Origin of the sequence: Prevotella sp. P3-122, assembly GCF_002251365.1 — a bacterium.
Taxonomy (GTDB): domain Bacteria; phylum Bacteroidota; class Bacteroidia; order Bacteroidales; family Bacteroidaceae; genus Prevotella.
On the sequence record NZ_NPJH01000068.1, the window covers coordinates 1 to 17,806 of the forward strand.

The 17,806-nt window shown below is 49.0% G+C and carries 9 protein-coding genes; 2 read left to right on the forward strand and 7 right to left on the reverse strand.

What is annotated here, in order from left to right; all coding sequences use genetic code 11:
- The first annotated feature begins 597 nt into the window (after positions 1-597).
- Both CIL02_RS10940 and CIL02_RS10945 read left to right on the forward strand, forming a co-directional pair.
- A complete protein-coding gene (locus CIL02_RS10940; protein ID WP_094401667.1) occupies positions 598-1,314 on the forward strand; it encodes a Bax inhibitor-1/YccA family protein in 717 nt (238 codons plus the stop codon).
- Between the two features lie 45 nt (positions 1,315-1,359).
- Positions 1,360-2,097, forward strand: coding sequence for a tRNA 2-thiocytidine biosynthesis TtcA family protein (locus CIL02_RS10945; RefSeq protein WP_094401669.1), 738 nt, complete (start codon positions 1,360-1,362; stop codon positions 2,095-2,097).
- Positions 2,098-2,552: 455 nt separating this feature from the next.
- Here CIL02_RS10945 and CIL02_RS10950 read toward each other — a convergent pair whose 3' ends face one another.
- The 7 genes from CIL02_RS10950 to CIL02_RS10980 all read right to left on the reverse strand — a co-directional run bounded on the left by CIL02_RS10950 (position 2,553) and on the right by CIL02_RS10980 (position 17,471).
- Complete coding sequence (locus CIL02_RS10950; RefSeq protein ID WP_094401670.1) at positions 2,553-3,728, reverse strand: MalY/PatB family protein; 1,176 nt, start codon at positions 3,726-3,728, stop codon at positions 2,553-2,555.
- Between the two features lie 83 nt (positions 3,729-3,811).
- Positions 3,812-4,990, reverse strand: a complete 1,179-nt coding sequence (locus CIL02_RS10955; protein WP_094401671.1) for a PLP-dependent aspartate aminotransferase family protein — start codon at positions 4,988-4,990, stop codon at positions 3,812-3,814.
- A gap of 112 nt (positions 4,991-5,102) precedes the next feature.
- On the reverse strand, positions 5,103-8,519 hold the full coding sequence (locus CIL02_RS16735) for a GH92 family glycosyl hydrolase (RefSeq protein WP_141210210.1): 3,417 nt from the start codon (positions 8,517-8,519) through the stop codon (positions 5,103-5,105).
- A 15-nt stretch (positions 8,520-8,534) separates the two neighbouring features.
- Positions 8,535-10,931 (reverse strand): GH92 family glycosyl hydrolase, encoded by a 2,397-nt coding sequence (locus CIL02_RS10965; protein WP_094401672.1) that lies wholly within the window; start codon positions 10,929-10,931, stop codon positions 8,535-8,537.
- 475 nt (positions 10,932-11,406) lie between these two features.
- The gene (locus CIL02_RS10970) at positions 11,407-13,038 is read right to left on the reverse strand and encodes a RagB/SusD family nutrient uptake outer membrane protein (RefSeq protein ID WP_094401674.1); all 1,632 of its coding nucleotides are present in this window, start codon (positions 13,036-13,038) and stop codon (positions 11,407-11,409) included.
- Positions 13,039-13,060: 22 nt separating this feature from the next.
- Positions 13,061-16,069, reverse strand: coding sequence for a TonB-dependent receptor (locus CIL02_RS10975; protein ID WP_094401676.1), 3,009 nt, complete (start codon positions 16,067-16,069; stop codon positions 13,061-13,063).
- Between the two features lie 79 nt (positions 16,070-16,148).
- The gene (locus tag CIL02_RS10980) at positions 16,149-17,471 is read right to left on the reverse strand and encodes a glycoside hydrolase family 28 protein (RefSeq protein ID WP_094401678.1); all 1,323 of its coding nucleotides are present in this window, start codon (positions 17,469-17,471) and stop codon (positions 16,149-16,151) included.
- Positions 17,472-17,806 lie beyond the last annotated feature (335 nt).

A 17,806-nucleotide genomic window follows, 5' to 3' on the forward strand; every position in this document is an offset into this window, starting at 1 on the left:
CCTCATACTTCCCAATAAAAATCGGAAAGACTCGGCACTCGCTTCTTGTACTACTTCTCTGTCTATGTAATCTTTTCAAAGAACTCTTTCTTACTTCTCACAGAACTGCCGCAAGCGGCGGTGTTCTTGAAAGCGGATGCAAAAGTACTGCTTTTCCACGAAACAGCCAAACTTTTCCACGAACTTTTTTAAGAAAAACGCATATTTTCACGCTCTCTTGACTTAAATCAACCGAAAAACGGAAGGATGGGAGGCTATACATTATTATATATATACCTTGGCAAAGACAAGTAGTTAGGGTGTACAGTTTGATGTGGAAAAAATGAATATCCTAATTCTGAAGTTCATGTCGATAATTGTCGCGCTGTAAGCGCCTTTCATTTGCCTTTCCTTTGCCTTTCCTTTAAGCCGGCGACCTTTGGTTCGGCCTGCGACCTTTGATTCAGGGCGTTGCTACTGATATTTGTACATCAAACTGTACACCCCTAACAACTTAGTCAAAATAGATTAAAAAAACGGCACAGCATTTGCAAGGAATAATGGAAAGGAGTATATTTGCAAATACAATATAGAATTCATTAAAACAAGAAAAATAATATGGAAGTACAAGAATTAGAAAGACTCATTCGTCAGCAGGAGGTTGCAGATTCCAACGTATTCTCTGCCCTCATGCGTAAAGTGTATGTATGGATGACCCTTGCACTGGTGATAACAGGTGTCACGGCCGTAGGTGTGGCCAATTCTCCCAACCTGCTTGCCCTGATATACGGTAACAGCTTCACGATGTGGGGACTCATCATTGCCGAGCTCGGACTGGTAATGTATATCAGCGCACGCATAGAGAAACTGTCGCTGAGCACCGCGACCATACTATTCACCGTTTATTCGGCACTCAACGGGGCCATGCTCTCATCGATATTCCTTCTCTACACCACGGCAGTAATATCGAAGGTGTTCTTCATCACCGCCGCCACGTTCGGCGTGACCGCCTTCTACGGCTACACCACCAAGAAAGACCTGTCATCTCTGGGCAGCATACTGTTCATGGCCCTTATAGGACTCATCATAGCAACCGTTGTGAACATGTTCATGAAGAGCAGTATGTTCGAGCTGATACTGAGCTACATCGGTGTGGCCATATTCGTAGGACTTACCGCATGGGACAGCCAGAAAATCAAGGAGATGCTGATGGTACAGCGCAACGCCGGAGAGGGCGCACAGAAAGTAGCCCTGCTCGGTGCCTTGTCACTCTACTTAGACTTCATCAACCTCTTCCTCTACCTGCTGAGGATTTTTGGCCGCAGCGATGATTAACCAAACAAGCAGGCTCACCCATCGTGAGCCTGTTTTTTATTTATTATGGAGAAAGACAACAACATCAGCCAAGAGGCAGCAAGGCTTCGCAACAGCCTATGGAAGCGGTTCAGGAAGGCTACAGCCTGCTACTCGCTCCTTTCCGATGGCGACAAGATACTTATCGGGCTGTCTGGCGGCAAGGACTCGCTGCTATTAGTAGAGATGCTCGGCCAGCAGGCCCGCATCTTCAAGCCAAGCATAAAAGTGGAGGCCTGCCATGTGAGGATGCGGAACGTGAAATACGAGACCGACACCAGCTACCTTGAGCAGTTCTGCGAAAGATGGAACATGCCTCTGCATATAGTGACAACATCTTTCGACAGCAGCATCCCCACTTCCAAGCCTGTGTGCTTTCTCTGCTCATGGCACAGGCGCAAGGCACTCTTCGCCAAGGCGCAGGAGCTGGGTTGCAACAAGATTGCGCTGGGTCACCATCAGGACGACATCATCACTACCAGCCTTATGAACCTCTTCTTCCAAGGGCATTTTGGCAGCACTCCCCCACTCTACGACATGGACAGGATGCCTCTGTCAATAATTCGTCCTCTCTGTCTGGAGCACGAGGACGACATAAGCATATATGCCAAAATGGCAGGCTACGAGAAGCTCATAAAGGAATGTCCCTACGAGAACAATTCACAAAGGCACTATGTTAACAAACTGTTCAGAGATGCCGAGGCTGTCAATCCCGAAGTAAGACATTCAATATGGAAAGCTCTTACTGACAAGTCAGCAGATTAGTCAAGTCCATCGTATCAGAACGGGCTGTTCTGTTGGTGCTACAAGCCTTATTCACATTAAATACAGGGAAAGAGGGAAAATATCCGTCTTTTTCTTTGTTATTCCAGAAAAAATATGTAAGTTTGCAAAATCAAAGTAACAACAGCTCAAAATTCATATTCAGACACAAATACAAGTAATTAAACAGAATATCTGAAATGCTTTATAAACAAAAATAGAGAAGGACGACACCATCAGTGTGGCGTACCCTCCATATTAATCAGCGACTCAATAATAGTGTATAGTAATATAAAACAAAACTTAATTTGGAATGTTGACAAAACAGATAGTCCGACAGTCTAATATCATCAAAACACTGAATCAATCAGCCATTGTAGCGACAATGGCTGATTGTTTTTTTATGGGGTACACACATATATATACGTGCACAAAGGAGAATTATCCGTAGGCCGCAATCACGCCCCTGCTACGGCATCACGCAGACGCGTTAGCGCCTCTGCTATCAAAGCCCTTGGTGTTCCTACATTCATACGCATAAACCCCTCACCGCCCTGTCCGAACATCTCACCGTCGTTGAGAGCAAGTCGGGCCTTATCGACAAACAGACTTACGAGCGAGGCATGGTCAAGGTTTAGTCTACGGCAGTCGAGCCATACCAAAAACGACGCATCGGGACGCAATGGGCGCACGGCAGGAATATGCTCCCTGCAATAGTCCTCAACAAAGAGGATATTCTGCTCCACATAACTGATCATCTGCCTGCGCCACTCCTCTCCCTGCGAGAATGCTGCTATAGTGGCTATGGGCGAGAAGATAGTCGGCTCGTCAAGTTCATTAGCTTTAAGCCAGGAATAGAACCGTGACCTCAGACCGTCATCGGGAACGATGGCGAACGAGCTTACAATGCCTGCGATGTTGAATGTCTTCGATGGTGCACCGAAGGTGATGCTGCAATGGGCAGCCTTGTCAGAGGCAAGGGCAAAGGGAATATGCTTCTTTCCCCATAATGCCATGTCGCAATGTATCTCATCGGATATCACGATGATGCCCCTCTCATAACAGAAGTCAGCAAGTCGGGCAAGCGTCTGCCTGTCCCAGAGTATACCTGCGGGGTTGTGTGGATTGGAGAGGACGAGCACCTTACACCTGTCATCGGCCACCTGCGCAAGATTGTCGAAGTCCATGGAATAGGTGCCGTCGGCATTCTCATGCAGGGGATTGAATACCACTTCCCTGCCGTTGCCCTGCGGAGTGAGACGGAAGGGATGGTATACAGGCGGCTGGATAATCACCTTGTCACCAGGCTCTGTGAACACATTTATTACCATGCCTATGCCCTTGACGATGCCGGGAATGTAAGACAGCCACTCCCGCTTGACATCGAAGCCATGATGTTCGTGGAGCCATGCCATTACAGTCGGCCAATAGTCTTCTGGCTCTACGGTGTAGCCGAATATAGGATGCTCCATGCGCTTGCGCAAAGCATCAACAACAAATGGCGGAGTCTCGAAGTCCATGTCTGCCACCCACAGGGGCAGAAGGTCTGCGCGGCCATAACGCTCGGCAAGCACATCGGTCTTGAGTGCGCCGGTAGACGAGCGGTCTATGATTTTGTCGAAGTCGTATTTCATTTTTTCTGTAGGGGGATAGATAAGATAGAGGAGATAGAGGGGATAGATAGGGGGGATAGATAGGGGGGGATAAGTATCTTTGTCTATCTGGCGGATGCTGCCTGCCTGATATCCTCATAGATGTCGGAGACACTCTCAAGGCCAACAGATATGCGGACTGTGGTGTCGAGGACATCCATGGCGGCACGCTCGGCATCGGTGAAATTGCCGAATATGGTGCTGGCAGGATGTATGGCCAGAGTCTTGTTGTCGAAAAGATTTGTTGCCCTGCGGACAAGCTTCAGACTGTCTATGAAACGGTAACACGCCTGTCGGTCGGCAAGGTCAATGGTTATCATTGCTCCAGCCGTGGGGCCGAACTGCCTTGCTGCCAGCTCATGGAAGGGGTTGTCTTCCAGTCCTACATATCCAACATGTGAAATGCCGTCAACACTCTTTAGCCGCCTTGCCAGTTCAAGCGAATTGGCAGCCTGCACCCTATATCGGGCGTCAAGAGTCTCAAGTCCGAGCGACTGCATATATGCCACATGCGGTGTCATATAGGCACCGAAATTGAAGAGCATCTCGTTCTTCATCCTGTTGGCAAACTCCTTCACCGTATCGTAGCAGATGACAAGTCCGCCAAGCGACGTGGCTCCACCGGAGAGATATTTAGTGCTTGACACAATCTCTATATCCACACCAAGTGCATGCGACGAGAACTGAGTGAAGGGTATAACCGTGGTGTCAGCAACCAATGGTATGCCGTGTCTGTGTGCTATGGCTGCCAAAGCCGACAGGTCAGCCACCTCCAACTGAGGATTTGTTATAATCTCCAGAAATATGCAGCATGTATTGTCATCGACATTTCTCTCTACCGCCTCCAGGTCGAGCAAGTCGCACGTCCGTGCCTCAACGCCAAACCGCGGGAGGCTTGAGGTAATAAGCGAGAAGCTATTGCCAAACATATGTCTTGAAGTGACGATGTTCTTTCCCTGCGCCGACAATGCCAGCATAGTTGCGCTGATGGCCGCCATGCCCGATGACATGGCAACAACAGCATGTGCATTAGTGATGTTTCTCACCTTGTCCTCAAGAAACGTCACCGTGGGATTCATGACACGGGAATAATCGGGTGCCAGAACCCTTCCTGTAAATGCATCAGCCATATCGGCAGCAGTGTCAAACTCATAAGCGGCAGTATGATAAACCGGCATACTCAATGCCCCATAGGCATCACGTCTGCCAAACGGAGTGTCTATGGCCTTAGTCTGATTATCCATAATTATCACTACATTTTTTTGATAAGTGATGCAAAATTACTTCAAATATCGTTCAAAACCCAATATTCTTGCAAGAAAAATTAAGCATTTAGAAGAAAAAGTACCAAATTGGCTACTCTGCAGTTATGCGTATCGTGCCACCAGATGTTATATCCTCATGGCTGAACGACGTCTGCCCTTCGGCTCCTGGCAATACGGTGAATGTTTTGCCGTTCTCGAGGTTGAACGTCACCTTGTCGAAGGTTGTCACACCACACTGATACAGAGGAAAAGCCGGACAAACGGGATAGAAGCCCATGGCAGAGAACATGTACCATGCCGACATCTGCCCCGCGTCGTCGTTGCCCGAGAGTCCTCCCGGCGTGTCGTTGTATTCCGTATCGAGAATATGCCTTATGACCCTCCTTGTCTTCTCAGGTTTTCCAATATAGTTGTAAAGATATGGTATCTGGTGGCAAGGTTCGTTGCCGTGCCAGTAAAGAGGTCTTGCTGACACAGAGTCTGACAGGCCAAACATCATGTCGAGCTTCTGCTCGAACACCTTCTCTCCTCCCATTCTGTAGATGAGGTGCTGTATATCATGCGGCACGTACCAGGAGTAATGACATATCGAGCCTTCGGTGATGAACGACTGCCTGCTAACCAGGTCAGTACATCCTTGCCACGAGCCGTCCGCATGTCTGCCGTCGGCCCACCCCGTAGCAGGATTTATGACATTACGCCAATTGCGGCATCTGTCCATAAGCCTGTTGTAGTCTGCATCTTTAGACAGAGCCTTCGCCATCTGTGCCACGGCAAAGTCGTCGTAGGCATATTCCAGTGTGCGTGATGTCTGCTCGCAGGTATGGAACGCCTCCTTCACGCTGTCCTCCATAGGTATATACCCATATTTAATATATGAGTCGAGAGCCCTGCGTCCCATTCCATCGGTATATTCATCGTACGATGCGGGACTTTCGAAGGCATTCTTGCGCATGGCATCGTAAGCCTTGTGGGCATCGAAGTTGCGCACACCTTTCACATAAGCGTCGGCAAGTGCAACCGAACAATGGTCGCCTATCATGGCTGCGGTGTAGCTGTTCCAGCAGGGGAATATGGGTAGCCAGCCGTTACTGTCGTACATGTCTACCAGCGACTGCATCATCTGCCCAGACAGTGTCGGGGCTATGATATTGTAGAGCGGCAACTGGGCACGGTAAACGTCCCACATGGAGAAGTCTCCGAAATATTTATGTGTAGAATGAGTAGGTAGGATGGAAGAATCCATGTGTTTTGTCTCGCCAGAGGAGAAACAAGGATAGTCGCCGTTGCAGTCGCTCATCTCACGGGGCAGGAAACTGGCACGGTAGAAGGCACCATAAAACTGGTTGACCTTTGCCACGTCGGCAGTCTCGACATCGATGGAATGGAACCTGTCTATCCATTTCTCCGCATTGGCAACCACCATTCGGCTGAAGTCGGGCGAGTCGACATCAGACAGTTCGGCCTTAAGGTTGACAATAGCACCTTCCTTGCCCGTAAACGAGCTTGCAGTGGCAAAGAGTAGAGGAGTATGCGCACGCGCCTTGAAAGACAGCCACAGACAGGGAATCTGGCCTTTTGTCATACCGAAATCAGCCAATTCATCGTAGTATCTCAGTACGAAATGTCCGGAGAAGCCGGCTGGTTCTCCCCATCCCTGATAAATTCTGTGAACAGGATTGTAGCCATAAACCATGCGGTTCAGGGTATCTACCTCTATATATCCCTGCTGCTCGTCGCTGTTGGCATTGATTACTATATATACCGTCTGGTCGGCATCGGGAGTTACGCGCAAGAGCGAGGCATGGCTGTCGGCAGTCAGTTCGGCAAGCAGATGCTCGTCGTCAAGCCTCACGGCATAGTAATGCGGGTGCGACCATTCCCTGTCGTGACAGAAGCGTGTGGCCCTTTCTTCCGGCAGCAGCCTCAGCTTACCGCTTATGGCAGCCACGGTAAACGAGCCGTAGTCCTGCGTGCATCCGCCCACTATCCAGTGGCTGTTGCGGAAGCCCTGCAGCAGAGAGTCCTTATAATAATATGGTGCGATGCACTTCTGTTCAGTGTCCTGCGTCTGTGGAGTCCAGAAGTTCTGTCCGTTGGGCACGAGCACCGCCGGCAACGTCTGCCCATGTTCCTCGCTGCCTTTACCGAATAGTCCGGCAGTGTTGGTATTGGCCTGTGCCGTACCGACCATAGTATTGAGGCAATGCAGCTGACGAAGGTGTTCCAGCCTGTGTATGCGCTGCTGCATACAAGCCTTTATATCTGTCCAACGATACAGGCGGCTACCGGGAACGAGCTCGGTAAAATCGGGGTTTTCAGCAATATCATTGCGCTCATTAAGCATAAACCTTACGAGTACGTCATCTTCAGGATGAGCCGCATCGGGCGTTGTCTTGCGGTAGAACACCATCTGAAGGTTGGCAGCCATAGGCACTACGACATCCATGAGGTCGGAGTGTTCGCCATCGACAGCCTGCTGAGTGTCGGGATGAAGAGGATAGGGATTGTTGTAGCGCATGTTCAGCAACGTTAGCAGACGGTAGAGCGAAGTGTCGTGACCGAAGCGAAGTGTCGCCGAGGGCTTTGCTGACATCAAGGCGGCATCGGCTTCATCGACGATGTTCTGCCATAAGCTCAAAGCCGACCTTGCCGGTATGCCATCGTTGGTGGCATAGTTGCCGTTGCATATAGTCATGCGAAGGTTGTTGGCGCAGTAGAAGGCACGGAACTCGTCATCGGTGAAAAGGCCGTCGAAGAGCGTTTCGATGTCTTTCGGATAACGTTTGAAGTTTAGTCCGACATCCTGCAACGACGAGGTGACAGCCTGCATCTCACTCATGAACCTCATGTGCTCAGCAACCCTGGAAGGGTCTTTGAACAGCTGTGCCATGAAACGTTCGGGGTTGGTTCGGGCCACTATGTTGAGCGATTTCTCCAGCTCCTTCACCTCGGGAGCGGTGTAGGCAATCCATGCCATGTCGGCAGAGTCGGCTGCTATATCCATCTCGAGTGCAGGCTGAAGCGACTGCATCATTGCAGTGAAAGCCTGCATACTCTTCACGCAGCGGTCAACGACACTGGCGCGTGCCTTCACCCTGTTTCCCGGAGCGAATATCTGAGGCAGCCTGCTGTACATGCGCCGCGCTATGCCCTCATGTTGGATTGCGCCCAGCCGCGACAGCCTACCTCCATTGCCACGGGCATTGTCGAGCACCTTTCTCATAGCCTTCTCCACCTTTCTGCCAAGCGGAGTGAGGTTTTTCCTGTCAGCGAAATAGGAATATAGCCACTCGTACCGCTCGTCGTTCGTCATCCAACGCGAGCCATGGCGTCCATAGTGGCTAAGGTAAAACGGAGTATAACCTTCTGGAGTAGCATCTATAAGGTTATCGGCCTTGCTGGCATAAGGGTATGCGTGGTATATGCCTCCCATCTGCCGTCGGTCTTGTGCGTCGGCCATGCCGAATATCATGCAGGTGGCAATAGCGATAATAAGTCTCTTCATAGGTCAAGCAGTATGTTATTGTTTCATGTCCCAGTCTATACCCAACGGGTTGTTCTTCATCTTCATCACAATGGGCAGCTCACGGTCTTTGGCAATCCACATCTCGGTATTATCCTTGTCAGCCCTGACATGTATGTTTTCGGCGGTTTCATCGACTTTCCGCCATGTGATACCGTCGTATGTAAAGCGTCCCTTGGCAAGCAGAGCAGCGTAAGCCGCCTTGGAGATAAAGCCGAAAGTGCCGCTCACATTATCGTAGCGTGCATTCCTCGCCTGCGCACTCTCCCACGAGAAGCCCGATGCGTTGTCCACTACATTGCGGTGGATGTTATATATGGCAGTGTTGCATCTTATCTCCAGAATATCGCCATTCCATCGGTATGAATAAGGCCAGTTGCGGTATTGTCGGTTCAGCACAAAGCACATGAGCATATCGTTCTGAGATTTCTGCTCTATGGCATCATCCTGCGGGAACTCCAGGAACTGGCAGGTTCCGGCAAGCGGATATTTGCCAAGCATTCCCCAGATAAGCCAACTCGACATTGCTCCTCCGTCATCATTGCCCGGCAGGCCGTCGGGCTGGTCACTGAAATTCTCGTTGATAATCCTCGTTACCCGGTCACGCGACAGGTCTGGACGTCCGATGAAATGGTAGAGCCATGGCGTGAGGAAGCTCGGTTCGTTGGCAACGTTGTAATGTCCTTCGGCAAAGAAGGTGTCAAGACGCTTTCGGAAGGCATCGGCACCACCGCATGCATCGATGAGACCAGGCACATCGTGGGGCACGCTAAGGCTGTACTCTGCCGACAGCGCCTCGTAGAAGAAGGTGTTCCACCAAGGCAGATACCACGGTGCGACCTTTGTGTCGGGGCGGTAAGGGATAAGTGGATGATAGACTTTAGACTTTCCCCAAGGCACGGAGTCGAGCCACCGTCCCTGTGCGTCACGCGGCATGATGAAGCCTTTCATGCCCTTCCACTCGTAGTCAGCGCGCCACAGGTTGCGCCAGTTGCCCGAGCGTGACATATACTTATCATATATATCCTCCTTGCCGAGGCGCTTTGCCACCTGCGCTATGCACCAGTCGTCGAAGGCATATTCCACAGTCCGCGTTCCGGCACGCGGTATGCCGTAGGGTATATATCCCAGGGTGTTGTATTCCTGAAGTCCTCCCCTGCCCTCCTTCTCGTGGTCGGTGGGCGGCACCTCTGCATCCTTTATCATTGCCTGCAGTGCAAGCTCGTAGTCGATACCGTCGAGTCCGCGTGCCATAGCATCGGCAACAACCACTTCGCCATGGCTACCTCCCTGCGTGCGTCCGTTGCAGTCGCCGCTTCGCGCATCGGGCATGTAGCCCTCGTTCTTATATATATTAAGGAGGGAGTTCACTATGTCACGCTGTATCTCCGGGTAGTATACGCCGAGCAGAGGGGTAGACGTGCGATAGGTGTCCCAGATGGCATAGTAGTCGTCATGGTATGGAGAGTCTGCCCACTTAGGGTTCTCGCCAGTCTTGTTGACCGGCATGAGCATGACGTGATAAAGTGCGGTATAGAACATTCGCATATTCTTCTCCGTGCCCTGATATTTCAGCCTTGAGAGCATCTTCTGCCATTCCGCCCTCAACGTGGCGAGCTGTTGGCCGAAGGTGTTGGCGGGAATGTTGGCTCGCGCCTTCTCGCACGACACGTAGGATATGCCCACCTTAATATTGACGGTTTCATCGGCAAAAGCCAGCCTGCATGTCTGCTCGTCCGACTGCAACACACTGAAAGCCTTGTCGGTATGCAGGGAGAAATAAACGGTGTATGCATCGCCGTTGTTCCATCCGCCCCGTACCGATGACCATCCTTCCACGCATGTCGGAGACACTATGCTGACATGTGTTCCCACGAGTTGCTGCGCCTCGCGCTTGTCGGGAATGGTGTCCTTGCCAAGAAACCACGAGGCATCGATGAAGAGTCTGCCCGGCTGCGGGTAGCTGATGCGGTAGAAGGCACAGCGCCCGGCGGTCGTTATCTCTGTGCTGATATGGTTCTGGTATAGGCACGAATAATATCCGAGATCTATCGTCTCGCCTATACGCCTTTGCGCCATCACTCCCTCCCTGAGCTGCTGTCCGTCGAGGTAAGGCTGCAGAAGGATGTTGCCATACTTCTGTCCTCCTCCTGTTCCGCTGACGTGTGTCTGCGTGAAGCCAGCCACTTTCTCGGGCATTGGCGCCCATCCGGCATTGGGCATGTTGACACAGTCGGGGCCAGGCTTTACCATGCCGAAGGGCATGGCAGGGCCGATGAACGTGCGCCCCAGACCGATGCTGCCTATACGCGGGTCGACATACTGCGTGTAGTCTTCTGCCATGGCAACGGCTACGGACACCAACATAAACAATGACAATAACGTTTTGCGCATAATACTGAGGAATGTGTATTTTTGGTTTAGTGGTTATAAAAACCACCCGATAAATCTCTTTGTGCAAATATACGAAATAATATCGGAACTGCGGATGCATTGCCGTGTATTTTCTATGAAAATCCACAATGATTAATGCAAAGCTTTGCGTCGGCACTTGCAAAGCTTTGCATTGGCACTTGCAAAGCTTTGCATTGGCACTTGCAAAGCTTTGCGTTGGCACATGCAAAGCTTTGCGTTGGCTCATGCAATGCTTTGCGTTGGACAATACACTGCGGTGCGTCAGTCAACACACAGCTTTGCGTCGGCCAATACACTGCGGTGCGTCGGCCGATGAGTGATGCTTGACCTATGCCGATTACCAGTGCAAGAAATCCGAGAGGTGAGTTGACAAGTCGTACGCAAAAAAAGGGCAGACCGTAAAGTCTGCCCTGAAATTTATTCTTAGTTGTTGTAATCCGTAAAGGAAAGCGGATTAGTAACCTGGATTCTGTTTCCAAGTTGGGTTAGAGTCAAGCTGGTTCTTCTTGTGGAGTGGGAATATACGACGTGTTTTGTCGAAATTAGCATTTTCAAAGCCTTTCTTGTGGAAGCAATACTCATCCTCGAAGTGTCCAAAACGTATCATATCAATACGGCGAAGGTTCTCATCAAAGAACTCACGTCCACGCTCCTCATATATTTCTTCGAGAGAAGGAGCATGATTGATAGTTGGAGCACTTACGTAAGAACGAATCTTGTTGAACAGCGACTGCGGAGTATCACCATTTGTAGCCTTGGCACCACGTGTGATAGCCTCAGCCTTCATCATGAGGATATCAGCATACCTAATGAGAGGAATATCATTAGACTGATTACGTCCGTTCTTGAAGTCGTCATTGATTACAAACCACTTGATGGAGCGGTTGCCCTGACGCCATCCCTCAACATTGTCACCAACATCAAGGTCAGCATTATCCTTAACTAAAGTGATATCACGTGTGAGCACCAATGGATTGCCATTACGATCCAAGCAGACCTCATCAGTTGGGAGAAGAGTTGTAGGATCGTAAACATGAACGGTACCATTAAGCACCATAGTATTTCTCTCATCACCATCAAGACAGAAGCGTGCAGAAGCCTCTGGCGTAACAGCGATGTAGCCACCACCAGAGTTAGACATCTTGGCTCCATAATAGCTGAGGGCAAGAGACTTGATGTCCTTATACGAATGTGAACGTCCATACTGCATACCTGTAGCATTCAATGTATGATAAGGCATCACGTAAATAAAGTCCTTGATTTGTCCACTCTCAACAAGCTCAGTATTGGTGGGACCAAACTTGAAACGATAAGGAGCAGGACCAAGGTCGAACTTGCCAGAAGAGATAATCTTGTCGCAAGCAGCAACACAGGCATCAAGCTTCTCATTGGTGGCTGTCGCAGCATCGTACTGGTCAACAGAAGCAGCGGTGTAAACAGGCCAGTTGATATACAGACGAGCCAGCAGACCGTATGCCATATATTTATTTGGCTTACCATAGTTCTCACCATTTGGCTCCTCTGGCAGCTGGTCAGCAATATCAAGAAGTTCCTGCTCTATCCACCTTGCTACGTCTGCACGCGGCTGGCGGTCAGAAAGACTCGTACCATGCTCTGCCGCATAAGTCTCGTCATTAATTGGAGCATCACCGAAGTTATCCATTTCGAGATATGTGAAATAAGCACGCACAGCCCTTGCAGCAGCAATATACTTTGGGTCAGCATCTGAATAGATTACTTCATTTGCCTTAACAACTCCCTCACCCATGACATTCATCCAGTCGATGGTTGCACACTCGTCTGTAAAATTGTGCAGGGAAGTGTTTGAGTACGCATAGGCATCCAGCCAGTTTCCAGAGAACGACTGAGCTACGAACTCGTCACTTGACAAAGCCTGAGCTTCCATAAAGCGACGGCCAAAGCAATCACGCATCTGGAAATAAATGCCCGCCATTGTCGACTCAATGGCATCTTCACTATTCGGAAGTTTTGTGTATTGGGAATCCACAGAAACATCCAAATCGGTACAGCTTACTGACAAAGCTGCCAGACTTGCTGCAAATATGGTTTTTATGTTAAGTTTCATAATTCTTGTAATTTAAACCGTTTTAGAAATTAATCTTTGCACCAAGAAGGATTGAGCGAGTATGCGGATAAGTACTCCAACGATAATCAACACCTGGGTCGATACCACCGAGGTTTACCTCTGGGTCAAGACCGTCATAGCCAGTAATTGTAAATACGTTGTTAACTGTTGCATACAGCTGCAAGCTGTTAACCCAACCATCCAAATTACGGAAAGTATAGCCCAAGGTCAGTGACTGCAAACGGAGATAGGAGGCATCTTCGATAAACTTGTCAGATGGGATATTTGAGCTCTTGTCAGCAGCTGGGCGGTCTGTAACAAACTCCTTAAGCACGTTCTTACCGCTTGCGAAGAAGTCAGGTGCTGTATAGTGAGCACGAAGACCGTTATATGCTTCCTGTCCAAAGACACCTGTGAAGAACATTGACATGCTCCAATTCTTATAGTTAAGAGTGTTGTTCCATCCCATGGTCAGATCAGGCTGTGCACAGCCAGTAATGGCACGGTCTTTGAATGTTGGATCCTTAATCTTTTTGCCTGTGCGCTCACCTGTCTCAGCATCACGCTCATAATAGAGAGATGTTCCATCAGTCTCGTCGTAACCGGCAAACTCGTATGTAAAGAATGTACCAAGAGGCTCACCCTCCATAATCTGCTGTGTATAGCCATTGGAAGAAACACCAGCCACCATTGGGTCACCCTGTGTGAACGAAGCTGTGAAATACTTATCGTTAGTAAGCTTGTCTACACGGTTCATGTTGTGAGACAAGTTCAAAGTTGTCTGCCATGTGAAATCCTTAGTTTTAACAGGAATTGCATTGATAGAGAACTCGACACCCCTGTTGGTAATCTGTCCTACATTGGCAGCAATTGTTCCGAATGAATAAATGAATGAAGATACTGGGTAATCCCAAATCAGGTCTTTCGTCACCTTATTATAATACTCAATAGAACCGTTCAGCCTTCCATCAAAGAAAGCATAATCCAAGCCGATATTGAACATACCAGTCTTCTCCCACTTCAGGTCAGGATTAGCCAGCTGACTTGTTACGAGAGTTGAATAGTCCTTACCATTGATGGTTGTGATGGAGCCGTTGGCCTTATACCTCTTAACAGCAGCATAAGCTCCAAAACCAAGTGCATTACCGCTAACACCATAACCTACACGCAGCTTCAAGTTCGAAAGCTTAAGAGACTCCTTAATACCATCCATGAACTTTTCCTCTGTAATGTTCCATGCAGCAGATACAGAGGGGAATGTACCCCACCTGTGACCATCACCGAATACAGATGAACCGTCACGACGTACAGTTGCCTGCAACATATACTTACCATCATAGGAATAGGTAGCACGTCCATAGAAAGAAATGTTGCGTATGGTTTCCTTTGTTCCGCTCTCAACAGCTGTCATACCATCGATTGCTCCTGCATAAGAGAGCTGGTTCCAGCCCAATGTGTCATCAAAGAAGTTGTGAACAGTAAGACCGAAGCCGTCATTGTTGTCACGCTCTTCCCATGTATAACCAGCCATCAAGCCAAGCTTATGACGTTTTGCTATTGTTGTGTCATAATTGATATAGGTCTCGAAAGTCTGGTCCTCACCCATGTAAGTACTTCTGGTAGCACGTCCATAAAGGTCGGCAACACCATCAATCTGAGAGTTGTGTGAATTGTACTTGCTATATGTCCTCTGTCTGTTATTGAACTGATAGCTGAAGTTCCATGTCAGGCCCTTATACAGATATGCTGTAGCCTTTCCAATAAACTGTATACGCTTCCAGATAAATTCTGAAGAGTCCTCGTTGATAAGAGATATTGGGTTATAGTTCTTAGAACCGTCACCATGTGACCAAGAGCCGTCCTCATTCTTTACAGGCAAGGTCGGGTTGTAATAGTTCATAGCATCGAGAACTGAGGCACCCTCATTGTCCATAGGCACACCTTCATGCTTACCATACATGGCATTAACACCAACAGAAAGGTCGAGATGGTCTTTCAGCACCTTTGAAGAAACGAGTGAACGGAAATTCACGCGGTTCATGTCCGTACCCCTAACAACACCCTGACGGTCGTTGTAGTTCAGAGACGCCATATAAGTAGTCTTCTTCGAGCCTCCATTGATAGAAAGGTTGTGGTTGTGGCTGATTCCAGTACGCAACACCTCGTCCTGCCAGTCGGTAGAATGTCCGTAGTCGTATGCGTAATCAATACCATTCTTGCTTACATAAGAACGGATATCATCGGCTGTAGCCATATCGAGGGTCTTCAATATGTCATCAAAGGCCACGTAGCCAGAATATGTGACATTCACCCTATCCTGATTGGTCTTACCCCTCTTGGTAGTTACCATGATTACACCATTTGCAGCCTTAGAACCATAGATAGCTGTAGCACTGGCATCACGCAGCACATCAATGCTTTCAATATCATCAGGAGCTACGAGCGAGATGTCAACACCAGGAATACCATCGATTACATAGTATGGCTGCATGGCCTCGCCTGTTCTAAGTGAAGAGACACCACGAAGGGTCATGCTGGTAGAACCATTCGGGTCACCAGTAGAACTAACAACCAGTCCTGGCACCTTACCCTGCAACATCTGTGCGGGGTCTGTATAAACACCTTTTGTAAGGTCCTTGGCAGACACTGTCGTGATGGAAGAGGTTACGTCCTTGCGGCGCATGGTACCGTAACCAACAACAACGACCTCGTTGAGTGTCTCGTCATCAGCCTCAAGGACTATGCTCTGTCCTGGAGTGATGTACTTTGTCTCATAGCCAACGTAAGAGACTTTGAGTTTGGCATTGGCCTTAGTAGTCTTTAGTGTGTAGCGTCCGTTGGCATCGGTTACTGTACCGTTTGATGTACCTTGTTCCAATACGGTCACGCCTACCAGAGGTTCACCATTGGCATCTTTGATGACACCAGTTTTCTGGCTTTGTGCCATAGCTGCTGTACTACAAAGCAAGAGGGATGCCAAAGAGAATGTCTTCAGCATGCCTGCTTTAGAATAGTTTCGTACTTTTAGCATAACTGTTAATTTTAAAGGTTTATGAATAAATTATAATTTGATTGCAAAATTACCATTATTATAAGTCAACGATATTTAGTTAGTGTGTCATTTCCGTTACCACGTCGAGCGTGCAGCCTGTAACGTTCTGCGTTGTCACGGCACGTCCCTGTGTAGGCATGAACTGCGTGTCGCGGCACGGGCGCAGGTCGATGGCTCCACCCTCATAGGCAGTAACCTTCTTCCTGACAAGCCTTACATTGCTGAAATGGACATTGTTGACCTTTCCCTCTATGTCACCGCCCACGAAGCATCCGTTCTCGCTGTTGGCGACGATGTTATTGAAATATATGCGGCTCACCTCTCCGCAGCGTCCTACCGTCTCGCCCTTAGGGAAACGCCAGTTGGCATCCTTGTGGTTGCCGTTGGCGCGCGGATAGCTGGTAACATATATTGGCTCTGCCTTTCCCCACCACACGTCGCTCCATAGCTGGCAGTCCATGATGATGTTAGAGAACATCACGTCGGTGACGGTTCCCTCGTCACGGTTCTGTATGCCCAGTCCTCGGTTGGAGCGTGTTATGACGCAGTTGTCGAATACCACATTATATATAGAGTCCATATTCTCGCTGCCTATCTTTATTGCGCACGACCGGCTTGTCATCACGCAGTTGGTGACCGTTATGTCATGGCACGGTCCGTACTGCTCAAACTCACGTCGGTTCTTAAGGCAGATGCAGTCATCGCCCGAGGTGATGTGACAGTTGCTTATCCTCACGTTGCGGCTGTGGTCGAGGTCTATGCCGTCGCCATTGCGTATCTTGAGATTGTTGAGCAGGCTGATGCCGTCTATCACCGCCCCGTCGCATCCAATGAGATGCACCGTCCAGTAGGCACCGTCGCGGATGGTAATGTCGCGGATAGTGAGATTTTTCACGTCTGTGAGCGTAAGCACATGCGGACGTGGGTCGAAGGTTGTAACGGGCTTAAGCTCGTAGGAGTCGTCAAGTTCCTTTCCCATGAATGCAATGCCGTTGCCGTGAATGGTTCCCTTGCCTGTTATGGAGATATTGTCTGCTCCATTGGCATATATCCACATCATACCCTCGCCACGGTTCTCCCCGAACGCACTCAGCTTGTAGATGCCCTCGTCGGGATTGGCCAGCAGCACTGCAGTAGCCTCAAGATGCAGGTCGACATTGGATTTCAGGCACAACGGCCCCGACATAAAGGTATGGTTGGCAGGCAGCAGTACCGTGCCACCCCCATTGGCCGAGCACTCGTCAATGGCCTGCTGTATGGCCTTGGCGTCATCTATTGTCTTATTGCCCACTGCACCATAGTCAACAACATTATATATGCGTTGCGCATAAGACGACAATGAGAGAACCAACAAAAAAAGAATGTATATGAATTTCGTCATAGATTTAATAATAACTGTTAGTAGCGAACAAGCAAACCTCAAGCCCTACAAATGGCTGATGATTTACACATATATTATATATTACATTGCAAAGATAGTGTATTTTTAAAAACCAAACAACTTTTATTGAGTTTTTTTTATTGTTTATGAAAATTCTCTGTAAGTTAAGGTGGGTTATATTAACTTACACCATCAAAATGTTATTAATAAATCGGGTAGGAGGTAAATGCTAATCATAGAAAGGCATTTGCCTCCTACTTTCACATTTACCGACCTCCCACACCACCGTACAAGCGGTTCCGCATACGGCGGTTTCGCGCTTTCTCATCTCACGA